Here is a 23,752-nt window from a genome sequence, read left to right as displayed (position 1 = left end):
GCAGCATGGATGAAGGCGTTGCGATCGTCACGGGCGGAGGTACAGGAATTGGTCGGGCCACGGTGTTGCGCTTCGCGGAAGCGGGCGCGCACGTCCTTTTCAGCTACAGCCGCTCGGAGCGCGAGGCGGAGGAGACCGTGGCGGAGGCCGCAGGGCGTGGCCTGCGCGTTCGAGCGGTGCGCGCCGACGTGCGCGATGCGCGTGCGGTGGACGCGATGGTCGGCGAGGCGGTGCGCAACCATGGACGTGTCGATTGGCTGGTGAACAACGCCGCCGTGAGCCCGCCGGTGCCAGGTGGCTCGGCGAGCGATCTCCAGGCCATCCCGGACGAGGTGTGGGACACGGTGCTGGCGGTGAACGTGCGCGGCGCGTTCCAGTGCGCGCGGGCAGCCGCACCGCACTTGCGGGCGAGCCGCGGGGCCATCGTGAACATCGGCAGCATCGCCGGGCTGACCGGCGAAGGCTCGTCGCTCCCGTACGCCGTCTCCAAGGCCGCGTTGCACGGATTGACCAAGTCGCTGGCGCGGGCCCTGGCGCCCGAAGTGCGCGTGTCCTGCGTCGTTCCCGGCTTCGTGATGACCCGGTGGTGGGCCGGACGCGAGGAGGTGGCGGAGCGCGTTCGACAGCGCACACTCCTCGGCGAGGCGACCACGCCCGAGGACGTGGCCCAGCTCGTGTACAACCTTGCCACGCAGCGGGCGGTGACCAGCCAATTCGTGGTCATCGACGGAGGGCAGACGGCATGAGCGACACCGTCGTTTTGCGCGGGGCCACGCTCATCGATGGCACGGACCGCGAGCCCATCGCCCATGCGGTCCTCGCCGTGCGGGGCGAGACCATCGTCGCCACCGGCGAGGGTGAGATCCCCGAGGGCGCGCGCATCCTCGACTGCAGCGGCAAGACCATCATGCCGGGCCTGGTCTCGAACCATGCCCACGTGGGGCTCGTCGATGGGGCGGACGTCGGTCCGGGGCATTACACGCGGCCGAACATCCTTCGCCAACTGGCGCAATACGAGGCCTACGGCGTCACCACGGTGACCTCCCTCGGTCTGAACGGCGCACTCTTCTGCGAGCTGCGCGACGAGATGCACGCGGGAAAGCACCCCGGCGCCGACCTGTTCGGTGTCGATCGCGGGGTCGGCGTGCCCAACGGGGCGCCGCCGGAGGCCATGTTTCCGCTCGGAAACGACCAGCTCTTTCGCCCGCGCACCCCCGCCGAGGCACGCGCCGCCGTGCGCGAGATGGCCGATCGGCGGACCGACTTCGTGAAACTCTGGCTCGACGACTTCGCCGGCGCGCTCCCCGTCAAAATGTCACCGGCCATTTACGAGGCGGTCATCGACGAAGCGCACGCGCGCGGTGTTCGCGTGGCCGCCCACATCCACGACTTGGAAGACGCCCGAGCGGTCGCCCGCGCTGGGGTCGACCTCATCGCCCACGGGGTGCGCGATGCACCGGTCGACGAGGCCTTCGTGCGCCTGCTCGAGGCAAACGGCACGTGGTACGTCCCGACCTTGGCGCTCGACGAGTCGACCTTCGCCTACGCCGAGCGCCCCGTCTGGACCGCCGACCTCTTCACGCAACACGCGCTCCAGCCCGCCCTTCGCGCACGCTTCGACGATCCCGCGTGGCGGGCGCGCACCCTGCATGAGCCCAAGTCCGCGGCAGCCCGCGCGTCGCTGGCGACGAACCTTCGCAATTTGAAAACGCTGCATGATGCAGGCATCTCCATCGGCTTCGGCGCGGATTCGGGCGGCACGCCGCTGCGCGTGCCCGGCGTGTCGGAGCACCGCGAGCTGGCGCTGATGGTGGAGGCAGGGCTTACACCGCTGCAAGCCATCCGCATGGCCACGCGGCATGCCGCGGCTCTGCTCCAGCTCGGCGACCGCGGCGTGCTCGCGCCCGGAAAGCGAGCCGACTTCATCGTCCTCGATGCGGATCCGTCGCACACCATCGCGAACACCAAAGCCATCTCGGCCGTCTGGCATCGCGGCCGGCCCGTGCGGGGACCGATCGAAACGTTTGTACCTTAGGGTACCGAACCGGTTACATGATTTCTCATGAGCAACGAGAAGGATTCCCACTCCGATGCACTCGTGTTCTTCGGCGCCACCGGCGATCTGGCCTACAAAAAGATCTTCCCCGCCCTGCAGTCGCTGATCCGGCGCGGGCGGCTCGATGTGCCCATCGTCGGCGTGGCCAAGTCCGGCTGGACGCGCGATCAATTGATCGAGCGTGCGCGCGACAGCTTGAACACCGCCGGCGACTTCGACGAAGCCGCGTTCGCGAAGCTCGTAGCCCAACTCCGCTACGTCGATGGCGACTACGGCGATGCGCAGACGTTCGCGCAGGTGCGCGCGCAGCTCGGCGGGGCCCAGCGGCCGCTGCACTACCTGGCCATCCCGCCCAGCATGTTCCCCACGGTGGTCGAACAGCTGGCCAAATCGGGAAATGCCACCAACGCGCGCGTCGTCGTGGAAAAGCCGTTCGGGCGTGATCTGGAATCTGCGAAGAAGCTCAATCAAACGCTCCACGCCGTATTTCCCGAGTCGTCGATCTTTCGCATCGACCACTACCTCGGAAAAGAGGCGGTGCAGAATATCCTCTACTTCCGATTTGCCAACGCCTTCCTCGAGCCGATTCTCAATCGGCATTACGTCGAGAACGTGCAAATCACCATGGCCGAGTCCTTCGGCGTGAAGGGGCGCGGCAAGTTCTACGACGAGACGGGGGTCATCCGCGACGTCGTGCAGAATCACCTTCTGCAGATCGTGAGCTACCTGGCCATGGAGGCGCCGTCGAGCACCTACGCGGAGGCCATTCGCGACGAGCAGGCCAAGGTGCTGCGCACCATCCGCCCGCTGGACGTGGAGAATCTGGTGCGCGGGCAGTTCAACGGCTACCGCGGCGAGCCCGGGGTGAAGCCCGATTCGTACATCGGCACGTACGCCGCGCTCCGCTTGTGGGTCGATTCGTGGCGCTGGCAGGGCGTGCCCTTCTACGTGCGCGCGGGCAAGTCGCTGGCGAAGACGGTGACCGAGGTCATGATCGAGTTCAACAACCCGCCCCAGGTCGTCTTCAAAGAGGCGGCGCCCAGCATGGGCAACTACATCCGCTTTCGCGTCAGCCCCAACGTGGTCATCGCCCTCGGCGCGCGCGCCAAGGAGTACGGCGATCGCATGGTGGGAAAGCCCATCGAGCTCTCCATCGTCGAGGAGCCCGAACAAGGCCACGGCGGACGCATGGAAGCCTACGAGCGGCTGCTCGGCGATGCGATGGCCGGCGACGCGACGCTCTTCGCACGTCAGGACGTGGTGGAAGCCGCGTGGGCCATCGTGGACCCGATTCTGCATGGTCCGAGCCCGCTCCACGCGTACGAACCCGGCAGCTGGGGACCGAAAGAGTCGGATCGCTTGGTGGAGTCCGTGGGCGGGTGGAACACACCGACGTGACTTCGATTCACAAATGATGTGCCCTGGCCACGGCTATCTACCGTGGCCCCGCACCCCCACTTTCTGAGCCATGAGCACACGCAAGAACGTCGCCCTCGTCGTCGGAGCCCAAGGGGTCATCGGCGGGAATCTCATCGAGCATCTCGCGACCCTGGAGGACTGGGAGGTCATCGGCCTGTCGCGTCGCCCTGCGACGTCCTCGCGTCCGAAGGTGAAGCACATCAGCGTCGACCTTCTCGACCCGAAGGACTGCCGCGCCAAGCTTTCCGAGCTGACGGACGTCACGCACGTCTTCTACGCGGCCTACCAGGATCGCCCGACGTGGGCCGAACTCGTGCCGCCGAACCTGGCGATGCTCGTGAACGTCGTCGACGCCATCGAGCCGGTCGCGCGCAGATTGCAGCACATCAGCCTGATGCAGGGTTACAAGGTGTACGGCGCCCACCTCGGGCCGTTCAAGACGCCCGCGCGGGAGAGCGACGCCGGGCACATGCCGCCCGAGTTCAACGTCGACCAGCAGAGCTTTCTCGAGGATCGGCAGAAGGGCAAAACGTGGACGTGGTCGGCCATCCGGCCCTCCGTCGTGTGCGGATTCGGGCTCGGCAATCCGATGAACCTGGCCATGGTCATGGCTGTGTATGCATCCATCTCGAAGGAGCTCGGTCTGCCGCTGCGCTTTCCAGGCAAGGTCGGCGCATACGACAAGCTGCTCGAGATGACCGATGCCGGGTTGCTTGCCAAGGCAACGGTTTGGGCCGCCACGAGCGAGGCCGGGGCCAATCAAGCCTTCAATATCAACAATGGTGATCTTTTCCGCTGGAATGAAATGTGGCCCAAGATTGCGCGCTTCTTCGATTTGGAGGTGGCGCCGCCATTGACGATGTCACTCGACGTCGTGATGGCCGACAAGGCCGCCCTCTGGAAGCGCATGATCGAGAAGCACGGCCTGGAGCCCCTGCCCTACGAAAGCGTCTCGTCGTGGCGATTTGGCGACTTCGTTTTCTCGTGGGACTACGACATGTTCGCCGACGGCTCCAAAGCCCGCCGCGCCGGCTTTCACGAGTACGTGGACACCGAGGCCATGTTCCTTCGGATCTTCGGCGATCTTCGTCAGCGCCGCATTATCCCATGACGCAGAGTCGTCGCGACTGTCGCATTGTTCGACACTGCGTTATTCGCCCTCGAGCAGTTCCACCTGGGGCGCGTGGTGGTTCACGTGCCCGTCGGGGATGCCGTCGTGGAGGTCCATTCGCGCGAAGCTGTCGATGACGAAGTCGCTGAACAGCGCCACTTTCGCGGGGACCTGACGCGCGGAGGGGTAAACCATGTGCAGCACGCCGCTATGCACTTCGTACTGCGGTAGAACGCGCACCAATTTGCCGGCGGCTACGTCGCCCGATGCCGTAATGCGCGGCAAAAGGCCGATGCCACCGCCGGCCAGAATGGCCGCACGCACGAACTCGAAATCGTCGCCACCGATGCGGCCGCGCACCTTGCGCGTCTCCGGGTCTTTCCCATCGCGACCATGCAGCCGCCACTCGGTCTCGCCGCCCCGCGGACGAAACAGGACGCACGTGTGCTGATCCAAATCGTCGAGCGTTCGCGGTGTGCCATTTTGCTCGACGTACGATGCGGACCCGTAGAGATCCCACTCGATGTCGCCGACCCGGCGCGACACCAGACTCGTCTCCGAAAACGACCCGGCGCGCACGGCCAAGTCGAACCCTTCCTCGACCAGATTCACCATGCGCGACGAGAGATGAACCTCGACGTTTACCAAGGGAAAACGCTGCGCGAACTCGACCACGAGCGGCGGGAGAAACGTGGTGCCCACGTCGTGCGGGGCGGACAACCGCAACCGTCCGCGCGGCGAGCGCCCTGCGCCCTCGAGACCGCGTGCGGCATTCCGGACGACGGTGAGCGCCGGTGCCACGTCCTCGTAGAACATCCGGCCTTCTTCGGTCGGCATCATGTTGCGGGTCGTGCGCTGAACCAGACGAACCCCAAGCGCCTGCTCGAGGCGGGAAACCGCACGACTCACGGTAGACGTGGGGACCCTGCGCTCTCGTGCCACGTTTGCAAAGCCGCTTAGCTCGATCACGCGGACGAAAATGGCCACATCGTTGACGTCGATTTCAGACATTGACCTCTCTCGTTGTCTCCCCTTGGTTGCCGCACTGCAAAAGTTCGTAGCGCACTAAAATAAGCTGAAGTGGAGCTGAGGCGGCCTGACACGTATCACCGAGAGATACCAAATGCCTATATGGAAGACTCGCGCCAATCCGATGTTTCTTGACGGGCTTGGTCGAGATCGACCACATACGGCCCCTTCGGGGTTGAGTCAAGTGCACGTAGTTGAATATCAGCGGACCATTATTGGAATACCGATCATCTCGGGACCCCATTGCCTAGGTGCATCCGGCGCAAAAATCAACTTCGGCAGAGGTCTGCACTGCAGAGCCGATTACGGCACAAAGACCTTTGCAACGATGAAAGGTAACTGAAACGTCGTGGTGGTCACGGCATCGTTGGTCAGGGGACTCCGCTCCTGCTGGTTGGAAACGACGACGATGGGCGAGACCCCCGCGATCGGCGGCAAAAACCCTAGAGACGAGGGAAAATCGAAGCGCCGCGCGTCTTCGGCGACGATCTGACGGCGCCCGGTGTCCAGGTCGATGCGGATGATTCGGAGCTTCAGCGCGTCGGCCGCGTAGAGCCAGTGATCCGATGGATCGTAGGGGTGAAAGGTAAAGTCGAGGAGCTCCTCCATGTCGACATGGGCCGGAACGCCCTGGACGAGGCGGATGTCCCGCGCCCGCTCGTACGGCTGCCGTTGGTCGCGGAGAATGCGCAACGGGAACCGATACAGGCCGCGCCCGCACGTGGTGTTGAAGTAAACCGTACCCCGGCGTACAGCGAGGGGCGACACCCCCGGTTGCGTACCACCCGTGAAGCGGAACGGATAGCCATTCACCCGCGCCGTGGGTCCCGTTTCGCAAAAGGCCAACTGGGGAATGCGATCTTCGGGGAGAAAGGTCTTTGGCACGATACCGGGGGAGATGGTTCCATCGCGCTCGACGACCCAAATGCTGCCGAGGATGGCGTCGGAAACGAGGTATCGGCCGTCATCGAGGTGCACGAAGTCTTCGGCGAAGCCCACGAGCACACTCGCAAAGCTGATGTCGCGCGTGCGCGTGGCTCGAAATCCATGCAGCCGATCGTAACGATAGCTGAACTCGTACAAAGTGGGGTTGGCCGGCAAGAACGGCTTCGGGCTGGGGTATCCCCCGGCCCCGAGCACGGTGACCCGTCCCTCGTCGGGATCGCCCACGGTGTGAATGATAAATGGGACAGCGAAACCCTCGGCCGGCGAAGGCAGCTCACCGACCGGTTCCCCGGTGAACCGATCGAGGGCCATCACCTTGCCGTTGATCGGTTGACCTACGAAAACGACGTTCTTCCCGCCGGCGACGCCCGCAATGGGTATATCGCTGTAGGCGTAGTCGACGCTGACGCCAACGTTACCCGGTTTTCCCCGCTCGGCGCGCGGGGGCGTCTCGGTGTCCGTGGCCGCAGAGGACTGCTCGATGCTGCCCGATTCGATTGTCGTCGCGTCGGAAGGACTCCCGCACGCGTACAGCGATGCACATGCCAGCAACGGTGCTGCCCACTTCCATCGTGTCATGAACGGAACACCTCCCCATGATCGCGATATAGATGTCTTTTCGGAGCAGGTCGAGCCATTCGTGATCGGCATTCGCAATTTTGCAGCGATACCTTGGTATGCACTCGCACATCCTTCACGAACGCCGTCGACGCGAAACGGCGGCGAGCCTGTCCGCCTGTCCGCCTGTCCGCCTGTCCGCCTGTCCGCCTGTCCGCCTGTCCGCCTGTCCGCCTGTCCGCCTGTCCGCCTGTCCCTTGGCGTGCGTGTGCTTGAAGGTGACCGCCGCCCGTTCGTGGGTAGCCCCTGCCTTTGGTGCCGGAGCGACATTTTTTTGACGTCAGGGAGTTGATTTTTGCAAACCCCGATGAAGACTATAAACTTCTCGAGCCGTTAGACGTATATATAGTATCCCAAGGCGGGCGAACGAGCGTCCGTTGGCGGGATGCTCACCAGGTATATCCCCCAACTGCGACCGTTCGTATTTGGATATACCTAATCCAATGTTCGCGACTCGACGGGGAGTCGGTTATCGCTCCGGCAAGGGATCGAGTTCTTTTCGAACTTGTTCGATGAAGCTCGTTCCCCTTTCGATGGGACCGACGGGTACGTAATTTCGCATCCATTTGAGTGCGCTGAAGGTGTCCGAAAACGCCATCGCCTGCACTTTACGGGAGAGCAGTAGAGCCATGCCTGACAATACTCCCCGGGTAATGGCGGCTCGAAACCCCTCCCCTTCGATCACCACGCCCGTGCACTTCAAGTGATCGCCATGGGACATGACCATCTGCGCCGACGCTCTTCGCAAAGCATCGTCTGGAGGCCGGGTCGATGGTTCGATCACGCACAGGAAACCTGCGCCGTCTGGATGGTTCCGCACGACCTGGTCCAAGCCGGCGCGCTGCAGGTCGAAGGTGGGTTGGGTCACGGCATCGCGCCAGACCACGACACACAAGCGACCAAACTGTGCGATGGCCATGCCGCCGGTGCGATGCAGGATTTGCACCCCAACGGCTGACTTTTGAGACGCATTGGCCATGTCGCACCCGGTTTCGAGAGAGAGAACCTCCGCTGCTTATTAGAGCATTGTTCCCGTGACGTCAGAGGAAATGATGACAACCTATGCTCCGTCGCGCCTCCTTCCGCTCATCGAACACAGAATCGGTAAAACCGCCGGCGCCGGCCTGATGATGCTGACGGCCGACAGTACGGAATACGCAGGTCGGCAAGTTCAGATCGGTGGTCGGGTCCTCCTCAACTTCGGCGGATGCAGTTATCTCGGGCTCGAGCAACGGCCCGAATTGAATGATGCCGCAGTTCGGGCGATTCGTCGCTATGGGACGCAATTTTCGTATTCGCGGGCGTACCTGCAGTCTCCGCTGTACCTGCAGCTCGAGAGCGCTCTCGAAGCAATGACCGGCGGATTCCCCCTCGTGGCGCCGTCCACCACGCTCGCCCATATGGCGGCTCTCCCGGTCCTCGTTCACCCCGGCGACGCCGTTCTCATCGACGTATTCACGCATGCCAGCGTGAAAATGGCGACGTGCCTGCTCGATGGCATTCCGGTGGCAACGGTGCCTCACTTCGACATCGATCGACTCGAGCAAAAGATCGCAAGGCTCGCCTGCAAACATCGACGAGTTTGGCTGCTGCTGGACGGTCTTTATTCGATGTACGGGGACTTTGCTCCTGTTTCGGACTTGGCCGCCTTGATGCAGAAGTACCCAACTCTGCATCTCTACGTCGACGATGCACACTCGACCTCGTGGCTCGGCAAACATGGCCGAGGCTTCATCCTGGAACACTTCGCCGATCGACGTCGCATCGTCGCCGTCCTCTCGTTGAACAAAGCATTCTCCGCGGGCGGCGGCGCCGTCATTTTCTCCGATGCCGAGGATCGCACCCGCGTGCAGCGCTGCGGCGGGCCGATGCTGTTTTCTGGGCCCGTGCCGCCGCCGATGCTCGGCGCCGCGGTGGCGTCCGCAGAGCTCCACCTGCGTCCAGACTTTTCGGAACTACAGAAAGGACTGACCGACCGAATCGACTTGGTCTTGTCCCTCGCACGCCAACTCGACATTCGATTCGTCACCAACGATCGAAGTCCGATGTTCTTCGTTCCTTGCGGGGAGCTGGAAGCGATGTTTCGCTTTGCGCAAGGACTGCGCGCCCGCGGTATCTACACCTGCCCGGGCGGATTTCCAGCGGTGCCGAAGGGGCAGGAGGGGATTCGATTCACCGTGTCGCTGAGCAATACGGAGATGGACATTCGACATCTCATGGAAAGCATTTCCAGCGAGCAACGGAATACGAAGGGCCGCTCCGACGCCCCCTCGGGCAAGCGGGTCAGGGCGGCGACCCCTTCTGCTCGCGCAGTTGCTGACGGGCGTTCTCGATGAAGCTCGTACCGCCTTCCAGCATCGGCACGGCCACGTAGCTGCTCATCCATTCGAGCGCGCTCCCGACACTCGAGAATGCGCTGGAGGGCAGCAAGCGCGGAAGCAACAGGCCCATTCCGATGATGACACTGCGGGTCATCGCGGCCCAAAAGCCTTCGCCTTCCAACACGATGGCGACGCACTTCACCTTGTCTCCGTGTGAGGCCAGCATATCCGCGGAAGCGCGCCGCAACACGTTGTCGGGCGGCTTGGTGCCCGCTTCGACGATGCACATGAAGCCCACGCCCTCGGGGTAACGACGTACGACGTCGGCGAGACCGTCCCGCTGCTCGGCGAACTTCTCGTACGTAACGCCCTCGCGCCACACGGCAAACGAGATGCGTCCCCACTGCCCGACGGCGATTCCATCGGCACAATGAAACAGCCGCCCCTCGCGGTCGTTCTTTGGCCCCACCGCGATCCGCGGCGCGGAAATTCCGGCGGCTCGCATGGTTTGCGGAAGGTCGGCCGGTCGCCAAGCCTTCTCCGCCGGTTCCGTGGCGGGCAGGTTTGGGAGCGGCATCTCCGCATGGGGCGCGGCGCCAGGGGCTACGCCGAGGTGGGATGGTTCCCGGTGGTGGCGCGGCGAGAGCTCGTAGACGATGTCGGCGCGCACCCGCGAGGCCACGGTGCTGAAAGGGGCGCCTGCGGCGGCCTCGAAGGCCTCCGGCAAGGCGGCGCGCATCTCGCGGGCGGATAACCAGCGGTCCTTTGGCTCGAAGGCCAGGGCCTTGTCGACGAAGCGCACGAGGGCGGGTGCAGCGTCCGGCATGAGGTCCCCCAACGAGCGCGCGCTTCGCATGGCGGCGGCGACGAGAAGTGCCTCGGGGCTGTCGGCCACGTGAACGTAATCCCCCGTCAGGAGGGTGAAGATGGTCGCGCCCACGGCCCAGCAGTCGCTCCGAGGACCGACGCGGCGGCGGTCCCCCATGGCTTGCTCGGGGGGCATGAACGCGGGCGTGCCGACCATGCGACCGGTTACGCTGATGCTTGCATCGGCGTTGAGCCTTCGTGCGATGCCGAAGTCGAGCACGCGAACGTAACCGGCGGTGGTCACGAACAGGTTGTCCGGCTTGATGTCGCGATGAACGACGCCCCGCCCGTGCGCCGCGGCCAGCACGTCGAGCGCATCGGCCATCAGGATGAGCACCTCGTCGATGGGCAAGCGTCGCTCGCTACGCTCCCATCGCGCACGAAGGCTCTCGCCCTCGAGCAGCGGCATGATGAGAAAAGGACAGCCGGCCTCGTCGACGTCGTCGTCCAAGACGGGCACCACGCCGTGGTGCTCCACTTGGTTCGCCACGTACGCTTCGTGGCGGAAGAAGCGGCTCATCTCGGGATCGTCCGAGTAGCGATCGAGCAGAAATTTGATCGCGACCCGATTGCCGTTGCGATGAACCGCCGAATACACCACCGCAGTGCCGCCCATGCCGAGCATCCGGTCGATGCGGTACTTGTTCTGGATCGTGCTGCCGATGCGTGCGAAGAGGCGCGCTGGAATCGGGTGTTGCAAGTTCGCGCCCATCGCCACCTTTGCCGAAGGCTCTGGCATGATGATGGTGGCGCTCATCCGCTGTCAAGCGAGGGGCATGTCAACCGAGGGATCACCCCAGGTCCGGTTCGCCGTGCAGCGCGACCTGGCTGCCCGCACCGTGCAACTCGAGGAGCACGACATCGTTGCGGCCGGCTTTCCACAGCGGCGCGGGTGCATAAAGGCGGCGTTGTGGACCACGGTCCCAGTAGCGGCCAAGCAAGAATCCATTGAGCCAGACCATGCCTTTTTTCCAATTCGGGAACGCGAGGAACCCGTCGGCGGGGCGCGGGATGCTCAGGCTCGTGCGGTAGAACGTCGGACCGGTGAAGCTCGCGGGGATTGCGCCGAACTGCAACGGGTCGAGGTTGTCGAGGGGGAGCGGCCAGATGTCCCAGCCGAACAAAGCTTGCGCGCCGAGCAGCACGTTGCCATTGATGCCCTTGGGATCGCGGTTGTTCGAGCCGAAGTTGATGCGCCCATGGCAGTCCACCAAGAGATCGAGCTGGCTCGCCTCCCCCGGCACCGCGATGTCGACGCCGACCTTCGGTGTATTGCGATCCAGCCGTCCCACGAACTTGCCGTCCAGGTAGACGAGCGCCCAATCGGCCAAGCCCTGAATGGTCAACGTGGCCTTGGTGCGCGGCCCCTGGATGCGCGTCCGATAATGAATCATCCCGTAGGCCTGCCCGAGCTGCTCCATCGGCACCGGCGCGCCGCGATGCACGGCATGGCCGAGTCGATCGAGTGCGCCAAAAAGCGTGGCCGCGCTGCGCACGGCGACGGTTTGCGCGGCGAGGCGCGGCGGGAGCTCGGGAAGCGGATCGGTCGGCAGCGGGGCGTACTTGCCGATCACCTCGCGCAATTTGGTGAACTTCTGCGTGAGCTCACCGGCTTCTCCCACCGGGGAATCGTAATCGTAACTCGTAATCGTCGATTGGTAATGGCCGTCGTAGTTGGCACCGGCCCAGAATCCGAAGTTGGAACTTCCGGCAGCCATGTACAGATTCACCGAGGCCCCCATGGCCAACATCTTGTCGACCATCGCGGCGGTCTCCGTCGGATCGGTCCTGTGATGGCCTTCACCCCAATGATCGAACCACCCGTCCCAGTATTCGGTGCACCAGAGCGGCCCATTCGGCTGGAATTTCCGCAGGGCTTCGAAGTCGCCCGTCGGGTCGCCGCTGAAGTTCGCCGTGGCGAGCACGCCCGGCAGGTTCCCGCCGCGAAGCATCCAGTCGTAGGTGCCGTTGGAGCAAAAGAGGAGGCTGTCGATGCCGTGGCGGCGAAGCACACCCTCGATGTGTTTCAGGTGCGTCTGATCGTTGCCGAAGCTACCGTATTCATTTTCGATTTGAACGGCGATGATGGGCCCGCCCGCTCCCCACTGCAAGGGCGCGAGGTGCGGAAGCAGCTTGTCGAACCATTGGTCCAGGGCCTTTTCGTATTCGGGATCGCTACAGCGCAATTGAATCTTCGAATTGGCGAGCAGCCAGGCCGGCAATCCGCCGAAGTCCCACTCCGCACAGATGTACGGCCCGGGGCGCACCACCACCTTGAGGCCCAGCGAGCCGGCCAGGCGGATGAATCGCCCCAAATCGCGCCACCCCGTGAAGTCGGCGTCGCCGGGCGTGGGCTGATGAAAATTCCACGCGACGTAGGTCTCGATCGTGTTGAGGCCCATCGCGCGCAGGCGCTGAAGGCGATCGAGCCATTGATCCGGATGGATACGAAAGTAGTGAATCGCCCCGCCGATGATTTGAAATCGCTCTCCGTCGAGGAGAAAATGGTCTCCCTCGACGGTGAGACCCGCCCGGCGCGCGTTCGCGCCGATCGTCCCCGCCAGGGCCGTTCGCTCCGCCAGGGCCGCGGGCGTATCGCCACACGAGATCACGCTTCCCGACGCCGCCACTGTGCAACCTGCTGCTGCCGTACGAAGAAATTCTCGTCGATCCATGAGGTCACCTTCGTAGTGTTTCGTTTGCTTTCGTTTACTTGCGGCGAAGTGTACACCACGCCGTGCTCGCTTGCTCGATCAAAGTGGCTTTCTTCCGCGTGCCGGGACAAAGTAACGGAAGAATGCCGCTCGTGACTCGGTGGAAGAGCATGCTTGGGGTCGCCTTCGTGGCCCTGCCGTTTTTCCCTCGAACGGCACCGCAGCGGAAACCCGTCGAGGCCGTTCGCATCGAGGGCGAGTTCTGCCCGCAGATCGAGCAGCACTGCCTGCGTTGGTTGCCCAACACGGACGAGGTCAAAAGCGCCGAACCCCTGCGCTGCGCCGAATTCGCCCCCAGCGTGTGCAAAACGAAGACGCGCCACATGGCCTTCTACATGGACCGCTACGAGTACCCGGGGCGCGCCGGCGAGTTGCCCATGGTGGACATCACGTGGCCGCGGGCCGAGAAACTCTGCGCGGGCCGAGGCAAACGCCTGTGCACCGCGGAGGAATGGATGCTCGCGTGCGAAGGCGACAAGATCCTCCCCTACCCCTACGGCCACACGCGCGATGCGTCGGCGTGCCACATCGATGCGCCGCTTCGTCCGCCGGGAAGCCCGACGGGGCGCTCGGCACCGGCGCATTGGCGCACGCCCATCGATCAGCGCGAGCCGTCGGGAAGCCGTCCGCGGTGTGCGAGTCCATTCGGCGTCTTCGACATGACGGGCAATGTCGACGAATGGGTCGACGGGCGCGCGTCGGGGCATGCCTCCTCGTCCATGGGCGGCTATTGGGGCCCGGTGCGTAACCGCTGTCGCGTCGTGACCCGCGCGCACGACGAGCACTTCTCCTTCTATCAAACGGGATTCCGCTGCTGCAGCGACACCGAATGAAGCCAGCCGAGCGGACGAGACCGACGCGGCCATTCACCTTCTGCTTTTTCGAGAAACCCAACTGTAAGACGGGGCTGAGAATCGCGTTCGGGTAAGTGCAGTTGATGTAAAAGGACTGCGCCGTCCAAGACAGGTCCTGACCGGAGATCCTCACATGCCTCTTTTCACGCGCTCGTTCTCGATGTTGGCCAAAATTGGTCTCGCTGCGACCACGCTCGCGCTCGCCGCCGGCTGTGCAAATAACAGCGAAGGCGCCGGGGCCGCATCGCCCTCCTCGCCGCCGTCCATTCTGGTCGTCGGCCATTCCGAAGCGCATGCCAAACCGGATATCGCGTACATCAATCTTGGTGTCGAAGAGCGCGCCCCCACGGTCACGGAAGCGATGCAGCGCAATGCTTCGCAAATGAGCCAGCTCGTCGCCGCCCTGAAGCGGGTCGGCATTGCCGAGAAGGATATTCAAACGAGCAACTTCAATGTTCGCTTCGAACGCGATCTCCCCCTGCCCCCGCAGCCTTACCTCGGTGGTGCCGGCGTGCCGGAGATCGCACCGGCGCCCGCGCCCCAGGCTAGCGCCGCTGCGGGCAAGCCCGGCGTCGCCGCTGCAGGCAAAGGACCGCGCACGTTGCCCGCGCCCGGCGCGAAGAGCGTACCGCCCCCGCCGCCCGCCAAAACGGGCCCCGCAGGCTTCTACTTGGTGAGTAACAACGTCCAGATCGTCGTTCGCGACGTCACGAAAGTTGGGACGGTGATCGACTCCGCCGCCGGCGCAGGGTCGAACAACATTTGGGGCATCAACTTCGAGCTCGAGAAGAAGGACGCCGTCGAGGGCGAGCTCCGCCAAAAGGCCGTGGCCGATGCGCGCACGCGCGCCGAAGCCCTCGCCAAGTTGAGCGGGGTCGAAATCGGCTCCATCGTCTCGGTGAGCGAGGTCGTCTCCGGTCGCGACATGCCCCCGCCCATGCCGTACGCCGCCGCCAAGGCCGAGTCCTCTGTCAATACGCCGGTCGAAGCCGGCGAAATGACCTTCCACGGCCAGATCCAGGTCGTCTACGCGATCAAGAAGTAAGGACTACCCGGCCGGCGGAAAGAGCCGGTCGAGCGGAACCACCGCGTCGGGAAACGCCAAGGGAGCCAACATCGCTCCCTTGGTGACGCGTTCGATGCGCGCATACCGGCCATCCGTGGGCGCTCCGTGCACTTCCACCGCACCGTCGCGCAGGTTGACGATCCAGTACTCGTCGACGCCGGATTCCGCGTAGAGCGCCGCCTTCGTCGTGCGGTCGTACTCGAGCGACGAATCGGCCACCTCGACGACGAGAAAGGCGCGCTCGGGGTGCATACCCGCGTACGGGCCGAATGGAACGAGCGCCACGTCCGGCGCCGGCTCCGACTCGTCGTGCGCGACGAACGGCTGCTGCACGCGCACCGTGGCCCGATTGAGCAGCGGCGGCACGAACGCCTCCATGAGCGCCGTCACCCGACTCGCGTGCTGCGGGCCCGTGGGGGCCATCTGCAGGAGTGTCCCGCGAATGAGCTCGACATGTTCTCCGCGGAAGAACCCGAGCTCCAGCATCCGATCGTATTCCGCACGGGCGAATCGTCGGGGCGTGGCATGTTCGAGGATGTACGTCTGCACGCCGTCCTATCTAGCACCGTTTGCGCGGGGCGCATCGGACGGGGCAATTTGCACCGGTGCGCTAAGACGCGCGCTTCGAACGGCTCGTTCGCTTCGCCGTGGAACGCGTGCGACGCACGGGACGCTTCGACGTTTTCGGCGCGTGCGTCTTCTGGCCGCGGGCGCGGGCGGCGCTGCGTGCTTGGCGTGACAGTGCGCCCTTGGAGGCTGCGCGCTTTCCCTCACGCTTCAAGGCGCGCGTCGTGGCCAGCGAGCGTGCGCGCGAGGTGCGTTTCGGGGTGGCTCGCTTGGCGGTGCTGCGCTTCGGTGTGGTCCGCTTGGCGGTGCTGCGTTTTGCGGCGGTGCGTTTCGACCCACCCTTCTTGGCCTTGGCCGGCACCTTCACCCCGGCGCGCCGCGCTTTGCTGAGACCGATGGCAATGGCTTGCTTCGCCGAGCGTGCGCCGTGTTTGCCTTCGCGGACGTGCTCGATCTCCTCGTGAACGAACTCACCCGCTTGCGTCGTCGGCGCCTTCCCTTCGCGTTTCGCCTGGCGTGCCTTTGCAACCGTGGACTTTCTCGGCATGACCTTCTCCTTTTCCTCCGGAAAGTGCATTCACCATGCCGGGCAGCACTTGACGGGACACATCCGTTCATCAAGATCGGACGCCGGTGCCCTCCCCCGAATCCAATGCCAACCACGCGAATCACGCTAACCAGGCGAACGCCGAATTATCGGCGAAGCTCGAAACGGCGTTGGTGCGCGAGCTCTTTGCCGTGTGGAAGCAGATCAACGCTTCCTACTTTGGTGATGCCCTCGCCGCGCCGACCATCGAGCTGACGCGATCGCAATCCGTGCTCGGGCGTTGGTCGCACGCCACGCGCACCCTCGAGATCTCGCGCCCCCTGCTGCTCTCCCAGCCGTGGGGCATCGTGGTCGAGGTTCTCAAGCACGAGATGGCCCACCAATACGTCTCGGAGGTCCTCGGGGCCTCGGACGAAACGCCGCACGGCCCCGCCTTCCGCGAGACGTGCCGCCGCCATGGCATCGACGCGAAGGCCGCAGGCATGCCCACCTCGTCGAGCGACGGAGGCACGGGAGGCACGGGTGCCTGGGGCCAAAGCTTCGCCGACGACCGCGAGGCGCGCGTCGTCGAACGCATCGCGCGCCTGCTCGCCCTCGCCGAGAGCCCCAACGTGCACGAGGCGGAGGCTGCGACGTTGGCCGCGCAGCGACTGATGCTCAAGTACAACTTGGAGTCGCGCGCCATCCCACGCGACTATGGCTTTCGCCACGTGGGAAAGCCCTCGGGGCGCGTCGGCGAGAGCGACCGCATCCTCGCCATGCTGCTCGGCCGGTTCTTCTTCGTCGAGGTGATCTGGGTCCCCGTTTACCGCCCCGCCGAGGGAAAGCGCGGCAGCGTCCTCGAGATCTGCGGCACCCTCTCGAACCTGGCCATCGCGGAGTACGTACACGCCTTTCTCACGCACACCTCCGAGCGACTCTGGGAGGAGCACCGCCGCAACTACGGCATCCGCAGCAACCGCGACCGTCGCACCTTCCTCTCCGGCGTCATGGCCGGCTTCGCCGACAAGCTCGCCCGCGAGTCGACGGTGCACAAGGAAGAGGGCCTCGTCTGGATCAAGGACGGGGACCTCCATGGCTACTTCCGGCGGCGCCATCCGTACGTGCGCAACGTGCGCTACACGGGCACGCGGAAGAACGAGTCCTTCACCCACGGCCGCGAAGCCGGACGACGCATCGTGTTGCGACGTGGTGTGGAGGCCGCTCCATCGGCCTCCTCGTCGAAGCTTTCGGGCCGCGCGGTGGGGCTACTTCCGCCGAAAGCGCGATGACGAGCATGACGAGGATGCGGCGAGATGGAAACGAGTTGGGAGCGAGATGGCGGGTGAGATGAGGTAATCCTGCCCGGGCAGCGCCGATTGATTTTTACGAAGCTCGCGGTGAAGGCGCTGTGGAGGTAGGCTACTGGAACACTTGGCACCGCAAGTCGACTCAACCGAGCTCCCGGAAGGGATGCGCTTACTCGATCGATACACCATCATCGATCGCATCGGCAGCGGCGGCATGGCGTCCATCTATCGCGCGATGGATGAACGGCTCGATCGCGTCGTCTGCGTCAAACTGCTCCGCCTCGAACTGGAGGGCTCCGGAAGCACCAGCGGCCGCAGCGTCTACCAAGCGACGTATTCGCACTTCCTGCAGGAGGCGCTGACGCTCTCGCGCCTCATGCACCCGAACACGCTGCGCATCTACGACTTTGGCTACCTCGCGCAGAGCGGCCGGCCCTTTCAAATCAGCGAATTTCTCGACGGCGGAAATCTCGAGCAGCACGTTCGTTCGCGCGGCGCGTGCGACTCCGAAGAAACCGCGGCCATCCTCGAGCGCATTTGCGGTGCCGTCGGCGAAGCGCACCAGCACAAGATCATCCACCGCGACATCAAGCCATCGAACATCCTGTTTGCGCGCGTCGGCGACTACCTCATGCCGAAGCTGGCCGATTTCGGCATTGCGCACTCGAACGTGGTCAAGCGCGCCAAAATGGGCCGCACCGCCGACAACGGCGGGCAAGATCTGGTGCCCGGCGGATTCGAGGACGAGACGAACGACCAAGTGAGTGCGGTCACCTTGTTTTCGCCGCGCTGGGCCTCCCCCGAGCAGCTCGCCGGCTCACCGCAGGGACCCGAAACGGATATTTACGCCCTGGGCCTCGTCGCCGTGTACATGCTCGCAGGACGTCCCATTTTCGAGGGCAACGATGTGCGCGGCACGTTCACCGATCGCATCCGTGGTGACGATCTGGTCACACGCCTTCTCGGGCAAATGGAGTTCTCCGATGCCACCCGCAAGGCGCTGCTGAAGGCCCTGAGCGCCTTTCCGGAGAAGCGTTACCGGAGCTCGCTCACCTTTTTCGATGCCTTGCGCCGTACGCTCATCGGAGCTCGCCCTGCGCGCCCGCCCGCGGCATTTCCCTGGAAAAAACCGCGCGCGGACATCACGATGTCCGTCGAATTCGCCGTGCCTGCCATGCAGGAGGTGGCCAGTGTTCCAGCCCCGGAGCGCAAAGTCGCCGCCGGGCCTGCCCGTGCGCGCCTCGTGGACGTCGACGAGAAACTCGATTTGACATTCCCCAGCCCCAAGGGAACGGACGTCCGCTTTCGCATATCGTTCCTTCCCTCGCAGGGCAATTTCCGCATCAATATCAAAGGGTTGAACTGCTTCATTCGCAGCCCGACGGGGCGGCCCACCCCGGCCATCGCCACGGATTCCGACGGGACGGCGCACTTCGTTTCGACCGCGTGGGAGGAGCTTGGGACCCTCGCTTGGACATTCGGCCAAGCGGCGACAGGACCTGACGGGGGTCGCGTCTTTCACCTAGACGGAGGCGAGATGATGATAGCCTCTTCCCAAGCGACCCAATCGGTGGCCCTGTTCTTGGGCTCCGAGCGGGATGCGATCATCCTGTGTCGGAAGAATTAGGAGATCCTCGTTCGTGAGCCAAAGGAACGCGCCGCCCGTGCCGCCGCAGAAACCCGCGAATCCCGCGCCTTCGGAATCCAAGCAAGGCGCGGGCGCGGAGCCCGAGGCGGCTGGAGCTCCGGCGCCGCACCAAGCGCCGCGACGCGCAGGTTTCCAACGGCCCAACACCCCAACGACCCCCTTCTCGCCGCAGAACCCTCTGCACCAGGCGTTGATGACTGGCGCTATCGCGCAGAACGCGCCGCCGGTTGCACCGGGGCCGCGCCCGGCCGCGGGCATGCCTGCCGAGCCGCCGCGCCCCGCGCACGCTCCCCAGAGTGTCACTCCGTCGTCGTCGGGGGCTTACATCACCACGCCCATGTCGCCCGGCTCGCCAAATGCTCCGCCCGGTCACGCCGGCGCACCGCCGTCGTATTCTCCGGCGGCCACGGTGACCCCCGGATGGGGTGGCAGCCCGCGCGAGAGCGGGGTCAAGCCCGAGTGGGGCGCGCCCGAGCAATTCGTGCAGCAGGCTGGCCCCGGTGGCGTCGCCTACGCCGCGCCCCCAGCTCCGGTGGTGCCGGGACCGGCGGCGGGCATCGGCGTGCACGCGCACGCCCCGCAGCAATTCCGCGCCGCCCATGCCCACGTCGTTCGCGGACGTGCCTATGCCTTCGTGCTCGATGCCAATGGCAACCCCATCGAAATCGGGTCGGGCCGCTTCGGCAAGGTGTACTTGGGCGAGGAGCGCTGGCTCGATTCGAAGACGGATTTTCGTCGCCAGGTGGTCATCAAGGTTCTGCAAAAGGGCGTGAGCGACGAAGACTTGATGCGCTTCCAGCTCGAGAAAGAGCTGCTCGAGCGCGTGCAGGGCCACCCTTCCATCGTCGAGCTTTTCGCGTCCGGCGAGGGGGAAGATCCGGAGTTTCTGCCGGCGTCCATCCGCGACAAGGTGGAGAGCGAATTCGTCATCCTCGAGAAGCTGCAAATGTCGCTCGAGGAGCGCCTCAAGGGCTCACGCTCCAAAGGCGAGCAGGACGACCTTCTCGCGTGCAGCATGAACGAGCGCGTCTTTCGCGTGCTCGATTACATGATTCCCATCGCCAGCGCCGTGGAGTTCGCGCACCTGATCAAGAACATCAGCCACCGCGACATCAAGCCGGCGAACATCCTCATCGGCCTGCCCGACGTGAATCTGCGCGGTTCGACCTTGGAGGTGCGCCTGGCCGACTTCAACGTGGCCAAGGTGCAGGACGAAGAACTGAGCATCGGGATGACCCGTATGAAGAGCGTGCCCGGCACCCTCTTCTTCCAGAGCCCCGAGCAGGAAACCAACGTCATCGAGCTCTTGGTGAACGTGACCACCGGCTCGCCCGAAGTGGAATACTTCGAAGATTTCTATATTCAAATCGCGAAGAACGACACCTTTTCGCTGTTCAATCGCGGTGAGCAATATCCAATTTTGTACGCCGACCGCGCGAAGAAGAAGATTTTGCTGAGCCGCCCCTGGCGCGAGTCGAGCGAGTCGAACGTGCGGGCCAAGATTTTGAAGAGCGTCGGCCGGCCGGCGGACATCTATTCGCTCGGCGCCTTATTTTATTATCTAATATCTGGCGCCTACGCGAATCCGAAAACGCTTTACGACAACTTCCACAAGTTCATCGAATACGAGCGCCCCGACGAGAACAACACCATCGAGGGGTACCTGGCGCACGAATATTCGGTCATCAATTCGATGCGCGCGCCCAAGTCCGGCGAGGCCGCGGACGTGGCGCCGGCGGACCGGTTCTTTTCGTACAAGCATTACCTCGATGGCAATGGAGAGCTCATCGAGAACAACGTGATGCGCATCATCGCCAAGTGCATGATCCGCAACAAGCCGGATAGCTACTGCCAAGCGCACGATCTGGATACGCGCGGCATCAGCGATTTGGTGCAGGAGCTCATCGATCTTTACACCGTCTTCGGTGTCCACCCAATGGCCAGGCCGCAAAACCTCGCGCGCATGGCCCGGGCGAGCGGGGGGCGTGGTGCACTTTTGCGCTCCCTCGATAGATTCGGCAATCGGCTGCGATGGATGTGGCTTTCGCTGCTCGCGGCCTTCCGGCGCAAGAAGAAGTAAGTCCGCGACTTTCCGGGCTTTACGGGAAAGTGGCTTTGTCGGATGCTCGTGCCCTCGAAAACACGAGAGCGACGAGCACAGTAGGAGAAGACATGCCGAGAAACGTCAAAGTCGGTTTGATTCAAATGGCGACGCCGTTCGACCCGGCGTGGGACATCGCGCGCATCAAGAAAGACGCGCTGGAGCGTCACCTCCCCCTCATCGACGAGGCGGGCAAGAGTGGCGTTCAGATCCTCGGGCTGCAGGAGATCTTCAACGGCCCGTACTTCTGCCCGAGCCAGGATCCGAAGTGGTACGACGCGGCCGAGGGCTGTCCGGGACCGACGACGGAGCTGCTCGCCGGCTACGCGAAGAAGTACGGCATGGCCATCGTGGTGCCCATCTACGAGCGCGATCTGCCGGGCGTCTATTACAACACGGCCGCGGTCATCGACGCGGACGGTACGTACCTGGGCAAGTACCGCAAGAACCACATCCCGCACACCAACGGCTTCTGGGAGAAGTACTTCTTCAAGCCGGGCAACTTGGGATACCCGGTCTTCAACACGCGCTTCGGCAAGGTGGGCGTGTACATCTGCTACGACCGCCACTTCCCCGAGGGCGCGCGCCTTCTCGGCCTCAACGGCGCCGAAATCGTGTTCAACCCGTCGGCCACCGTCGCCGGCCTCTCGCAGTACCTCTGGAAGCTCGAGCAACCGGCCCACGCCGTCGCCAACGGGTACTTCCTCGCCGCCTCGAACCGCGTCGGCACGGAAGCCCCGTGGAACATCGGCCGCTTCTACGGCACGAGCTACATCGTCGACCCGCGCGGCAACTTCCTCGCCACGGCCTCCGAGGACAAGGACGAACTCATCACCGCCGTCACGGACCTCGACCAAATCGAAGAAGTCCGCAAGACCTGGCAATTCTACCGCGACCGCCGCCCAGAAACGTACGGCGACATGACCAAGATTTAGAACCGCAGAAGAGGAAACCGCCAGGACGCCAGGGTCGCCAGATTGAACCGAATCTGGCCCCTGGTTTTTGGTTTTTGTTGTTTCCCAAAAACAAAAAAAACAGCCGTTTCCCCCTGGCGACCCTGGCGTCCTGGCGGTTCCTTCTTCCTTTGTTTCTCACAAAGCAAAACGAGCCGAGTGCTTCGCAGCACTCGGCTCGTTTCATTTCAGGCTACCGCGGAATCAGCCGGTTTTGCCGGAGCCGGAGGCGCTGCCGCTGGCCGAGGCGCTGGCCTTGACGTCGACGGAGACCTTGACGTCGGCCTTCACGCTGGCGGCGGCGTCGATGGCGCCCTTGAAGGGGGCGGCCACGCAACCGGCGAGCTTGGCGCCGGCAGCAACGCCGCCGCTGGCCATGCCCTGGATGCTGCCCTGCAGGCCTTCGATGACGACGCTGACGTTGGCGGCCGTCTTGTTGGCTTGCTTGGCCTGGCCCTCGGCGATGACGAGGATGGCCGGGAGCGCCTTCTCGAGCGCGGCCTTGTAGTTCGCCGCGGCCGACGCATCGGCCGAGCCCTCGACGCGGACGATGACCTGGGCCGGCTTGCATTCCAGCTTGCCGCTGATCTCGGCGTCGCAGTGAGCCTTGCACTCGGCGCTCATCTTGGGCGGCGTCACCTCGCCCGTGCACTTCGGCTCCTTGAACTCGGCGGTGCAGCTACCGGTGCAGGTGCCTTCGCACTTGGCCTTCGCCTTGAGCTCGCACGAGCCGTTGCACTTGCCGCCGCAGCTGCCCTTGGCGTTCGCCGAGCAGGTGCCTTCGCAGGTGCCGTTGCAGGTCGCGCCCTTCGACGTCTTGCCGTCGCACTTGCCGTCGCAGGTGCCGCCGCAAGCGCCCTTGAAGCTCGCCTCGCAGCTGCCCGAGCAGGTGCCGTCGCACTTGGCGGCGCCCTTCATCTCGCACGAGCCGGAGCACTCGGCCGAGCACGAGCCGGAGAGCTTACCGGGCTCGCACTCCACCTTGGCGCTGCCGGGCGTCACGCTCGCGTCGCACTTGGCAGCGCAGTCGGCCACCATGTTCATCGAGGCTTCGCAACGCGGGGGCGTGGTGTCGATCTGCAGCTTGGCCTTCGCGCCGAACTTCGCCCGCGCGCCCTTCATCGCCTCGGCGGCGGCTTTGCACGAATCCTCGCCGGACTTGAAGTCGCCCGTCACGCCGAGGTCCTTCGCGAGACCGCCGCACGCGGCCTTGAGGTCCGCGTCGAGCTTCGCGCTGAACGCTTGAATCTCGGCCGAGGCCTGCAGACCCGCCTTGAGCTTGGCTCCGTTCTCCGCGCTCACCTTGAACTGGTCGACGAAGTCGACCTTTGCCACCGCTTCCGCGCTGCCCAAATCCGGGCAGCCGCCTCCCGCTCCCGGGATGCCGCTGGTCAACCCGCCCGGGGCGCCGCCCGGTGCTTTGCCGCCACAGTTCATCAGGGCGGGGGCTGCGAGCCCGCAAACGAGAATCGACAAAGACGAGGCTTTCCAAAGAATCGAGCGTGCCATGGGTGTGCCCTTCTGGAAGATTGGATCCGGTTGTTGAACTGGAAGAACTGCGCTGGTCGGAAACTGACTTTCTCCGGCGAGACCCCGCCTAACTCGTGTTCGCGGGGCCTCACCGAAAAATCAAGGAAGCCGCCGGGC

19 protein-coding genes are annotated in these 23,752 nt (G+C 64.4%); 11 read left to right on the top strand and 8 right to left on the bottom strand.

Annotation, left to right across the window (positions count from 1 at the left end; translation table 11 throughout):
• The first annotated feature begins 5 nt into the window (after positions 1 to 5).
• The 4 genes from LVJ94_19810 to LVJ94_19795 all read left to right on the top strand — a co-directional run bounded on the left by LVJ94_19810 (position 6) and on the right by LVJ94_19795 (position 4,586).
• Entirely contained in the window at positions 6 to 746 is a 741-nt protein-coding gene (locus LVJ94_19810; protein ID WXB09465.1) for an SDR family oxidoreductase, read from the top strand.
• On the top strand, positions 743 to 2,035 hold the full coding sequence (locus LVJ94_19805; GenBank protein ID WXB09464.1) for an amidohydrolase family protein: 1,293 nt from the start codon (positions 743 to 745) through the stop codon (positions 2,033 to 2,035). Before LVJ94_19810 ends, LVJ94_19805 begins: the two co-directional genes overlap by 4 nt.
• Positions 2,036 to 2,062: 27 nt before the next feature.
• Entirely contained in the window at positions 2,063 to 3,454 is a 1,392-nt protein-coding gene (gene zwf / locus LVJ94_19800; GenBank protein WXB09463.1) for a glucose-6-phosphate dehydrogenase, read from the top strand.
• A gap of 70 nt (positions 3,455 to 3,524) precedes the next feature.
• Positions 3,525 to 4,586, top strand: a complete 1,062-nt coding sequence (locus LVJ94_19795; protein WXB09462.1) for an SDR family oxidoreductase — start codon at positions 3,525 to 3,527, stop codon at positions 4,584 to 4,586.
• A gap of 39 nt (positions 4,587 to 4,625) precedes the next feature.
• Here LVJ94_19795 and LVJ94_19790 read toward each other — a convergent pair whose 3' ends face one another.
• From LVJ94_19790 to LVJ94_19780, 3 genes are all read right to left on the bottom strand, one after another.
• On the bottom strand, positions 4,626 to 5,597 hold the full coding sequence (locus tag LVJ94_19790) for a LysR family transcriptional regulator (GenBank protein WXB09461.1): 972 nt from the start codon (positions 5,595 to 5,597) through the stop codon (positions 4,626 to 4,628).
• Positions 5,598 to 5,918: 321 nt separating this feature from the next.
• Positions 5,919 to 7,139 (bottom strand): PQQ-like beta-propeller repeat protein, encoded by a 1,221-nt coding sequence (locus LVJ94_19785; GenBank protein WXB09460.1) that lies wholly within the window; start codon positions 7,137 to 7,139, stop codon positions 5,919 to 5,921.
• A 508-nt stretch (positions 7,140 to 7,647) separates the two neighbouring features.
• The gene (locus tag LVJ94_19780) at positions 7,648 to 8,157 is read right to left on the bottom strand and encodes a hypothetical protein (protein ID WXB09459.1); all 510 of its coding nucleotides are present in this window, start codon (positions 8,155 to 8,157) and stop codon (positions 7,648 to 7,650) included.
• Between the two features lie 70 nt (positions 8,158 to 8,227).
• On the opposite strand from LVJ94_19780, the gene LVJ94_19775 reads away from it, so the two are divergent.
• Positions 8,228 to 9,514, top strand: coding sequence for an aminotransferase class I/II-fold pyridoxal phosphate-dependent enzyme (locus LVJ94_19775; GenBank protein WXB09458.1), 1,287 nt, complete (start codon positions 8,228 to 8,230; stop codon positions 9,512 to 9,514).
• Here LVJ94_19775 and LVJ94_19770 read toward each other — a convergent pair.
• Both LVJ94_19770 and LVJ94_19765 read right to left on the bottom strand, forming a co-directional pair.
• Positions 9,462 to 11,123 (bottom strand): serine/threonine protein kinase, encoded by a 1,662-nt coding sequence (locus LVJ94_19770; protein WXB09457.1) that lies wholly within the window; start codon positions 11,121 to 11,123, stop codon positions 9,462 to 9,464. The two genes, LVJ94_19775 and LVJ94_19770, sit on opposite strands and share 53 nt — an antisense overlap.
• A gap of 34 nt (positions 11,124 to 11,157) precedes the next feature.
• Positions 11,158 to 13,041 (bottom strand): beta-galactosidase, encoded by a 1,884-nt coding sequence (locus LVJ94_19765; protein WXB09456.1) that lies wholly within the window; start codon positions 13,039 to 13,041, stop codon positions 11,158 to 11,160.
• Between the two features lie 131 nt (positions 13,042 to 13,172).
• Here LVJ94_19765 and LVJ94_19760 point away from each other — a divergent pair, with 131 nt between their 5' ends.
• Both LVJ94_19760 and LVJ94_19755 read left to right on the top strand, forming a co-directional pair.
• A complete protein-coding gene (locus tag LVJ94_19760) occupies positions 13,173 to 13,913 on the top strand; it encodes a formylglycine-generating enzyme family protein (GenBank protein ID WXB09455.1) in 741 nt (246 codons plus the stop codon).
• 154 nt (positions 13,914 to 14,067) lie between these two features.
• Positions 14,068 to 14,979 carry an SIMPL domain-containing protein gene (locus LVJ94_19755; protein ID WXB09454.1) on the top strand — a complete coding sequence of 304 codons (912 nt, stop codon included), beginning with the start codon at positions 14,068 to 14,070 and terminating at the stop codon, positions 14,977 to 14,979.
• A gap of 3 nt (positions 14,980 to 14,982) precedes the next feature.
• On the opposite strand, the gene LVJ94_19750 is transcribed toward LVJ94_19755, so the two are convergent.
• Both LVJ94_19750 and LVJ94_19745 read right to left on the bottom strand, forming a co-directional pair.
• Positions 14,983 to 15,549 (bottom strand): Uma2 family endonuclease, encoded by a 567-nt coding sequence (locus LVJ94_19750; GenBank protein ID WXB09453.1) that lies wholly within the window; start codon positions 15,547 to 15,549, stop codon positions 14,983 to 14,985.
• Between the two features lie 61 nt (positions 15,550 to 15,610).
• The gene (locus LVJ94_19745; GenBank protein WXB09452.1) at positions 15,611 to 16,114 is read right to left on the bottom strand and encodes a DUF6496 domain-containing protein; all 504 of its coding nucleotides are present in this window, start codon (positions 16,112 to 16,114) and stop codon (positions 15,611 to 15,613) included.
• An 86-nt stretch (positions 16,115 to 16,200) separates the two neighbouring features.
• Between LVJ94_19745 and LVJ94_19740 the strand changes: the two genes are divergently transcribed.
• The 4 genes from LVJ94_19740 to LVJ94_19725 all read left to right on the top strand — a co-directional run bounded on the left by LVJ94_19740 (position 16,201) and on the right by LVJ94_19725 (position 22,087).
• On the top strand, positions 16,201 to 17,385 hold the full coding sequence (locus LVJ94_19740) for a DUF2786 domain-containing protein (GenBank protein WXB09451.1): 1,185 nt from the start codon (positions 16,201 to 16,203) through the stop codon (positions 17,383 to 17,385).
• A gap of 181 nt (positions 17,386 to 17,566) precedes the next feature.
• Positions 17,567 to 19,030, top strand: a complete 1,464-nt coding sequence (locus LVJ94_19735; GenBank protein ID WXB09450.1) for a serine/threonine protein kinase — start codon at positions 17,567 to 17,569, stop codon at positions 19,028 to 19,030.
• A gap of 13 nt (positions 19,031 to 19,043) precedes the next feature.
• Positions 19,044 to 21,131 (top strand): protein kinase, encoded by a 2,088-nt coding sequence (locus LVJ94_19730; protein WXB09449.1) that lies wholly within the window; start codon positions 19,044 to 19,046, stop codon positions 21,129 to 21,131.
• Positions 21,132 to 21,223: 92 nt separating this feature from the next.
• Complete coding sequence (locus LVJ94_19725; protein WXB09448.1) at positions 21,224 to 22,087, top strand: acyltransferase; 864 nt, start codon at positions 21,224 to 21,226, stop codon at positions 22,085 to 22,087.
• A gap of 222 nt (positions 22,088 to 22,309) precedes the next feature.
• On the opposite strand, the gene LVJ94_19720 is transcribed toward LVJ94_19725, so the two are convergent.
• Positions 22,310 to 23,614, bottom strand: a complete 1,305-nt coding sequence (locus LVJ94_19720) for a hypothetical protein (protein ID WXB09447.1) — start codon at positions 23,612 to 23,614, stop codon at positions 22,310 to 22,312.
• Positions 23,615 to 23,752 lie beyond the last annotated feature (138 nt).

The sequence above is a fragment of the Sorangiineae bacterium MSr11367 genome (assembly GCA_037157805.1).
In the GTDB taxonomy this organism is placed as follows: domain Bacteria; phylum Myxococcota_A; class Polyangia; order Polyangiales; family Polyangiaceae; genus Pendulispora; species Pendulispora rubella.
The sequence above is the reverse complement of the archived record's forward strand: the minus strand, read 5'-3'. Positions and strand labels throughout refer to the sequence as shown.

Bases quoted from the DNA above. Each gene is read 5' to 3' on its own strand.
- LVJ94_19735 (WXB09450.1), top strand. From the start codon at position 17,567: ATGCGCTTACTCGATCGATACACCATCATCGATCGCATCGGCAGCGGC.
- LVJ94_19790 (WXB09461.1), bottom strand. From the start codon at position 5,597: ATGTCTGAAATCGACGTCAACGATGTGGCCATTTTCGTCCGCGTGATC.
- LVJ94_19755 (WXB09454.1), top strand. From the start codon at position 14,068: ATGCCTCTTTTCACGCGCTCGTTCTCGATGTTGGCCAAAATTGGTCTC.
- LVJ94_19775 (WXB09458.1), top strand. From the start codon at position 8,228: ATGATGACAACCTATGCTCCGTCGCGCCTCCTTCCGCTCATCGAACAC.
- LVJ94_19745 (WXB09452.1), bottom strand. From the start codon at position 16,114: ATGCCGAGAAAGTCCACGGTTGCAAAGGCACGCCAGGCGAAACGCGAA.
- LVJ94_19785 (WXB09460.1), bottom strand. From the start codon at position 7,139: ATGACACGATGGAAGTGGGCAGCACCGTTGCTGGCATGTGCATCGCTG.
- LVJ94_19770 (WXB09457.1), bottom strand. From the start codon at position 11,123: ATGAGCGCCACCATCATCATGCCAGAGCCTTCGGCAAAGGTGGCGATG.
- LVJ94_19810 (WXB09465.1), top strand. From the start codon at position 6: ATGGATGAAGGCGTTGCGATCGTCACGGGCGGAGGTACAGGAATTGGT.
- LVJ94_19765 (WXB09456.1), bottom strand. From the start codon at position 13,041: ATGGATCGACGAGAATTTCTTCGTACGGCAGCAGCAGGTTGCACAGTG.
- LVJ94_19725 (WXB09448.1), top strand. From the start codon at position 21,224: ATGCCGAGAAACGTCAAAGTCGGTTTGATTCAAATGGCGACGCCGTTC.
- LVJ94_19780 (WXB09459.1), bottom strand. From the start codon at position 8,157: ATGGCCAATGCGTCTCAAAAGTCAGCCGTTGGGGTGCAAATCCTGCAT.
- LVJ94_19720 (WXB09447.1), bottom strand. From the start codon at position 23,614: ATGGCACGCTCGATTCTTTGGAAAGCCTCGTCTTTGTCGATTCTCGTT.
- LVJ94_19795 (WXB09462.1), top strand. From the start codon at position 3,525: ATGAGCACACGCAAGAACGTCGCCCTCGTCGTCGGAGCCCAAGGGGTC.
- zwf (WXB09463.1), top strand. From the start codon at position 2,063: ATGAGCAACGAGAAGGATTCCCACTCCGATGCACTCGTGTTCTTCGGC.
- LVJ94_19805 (WXB09464.1), top strand. From the start codon at position 743: ATGAGCGACACCGTCGTTTTGCGCGGGGCCACGCTCATCGATGGCACG.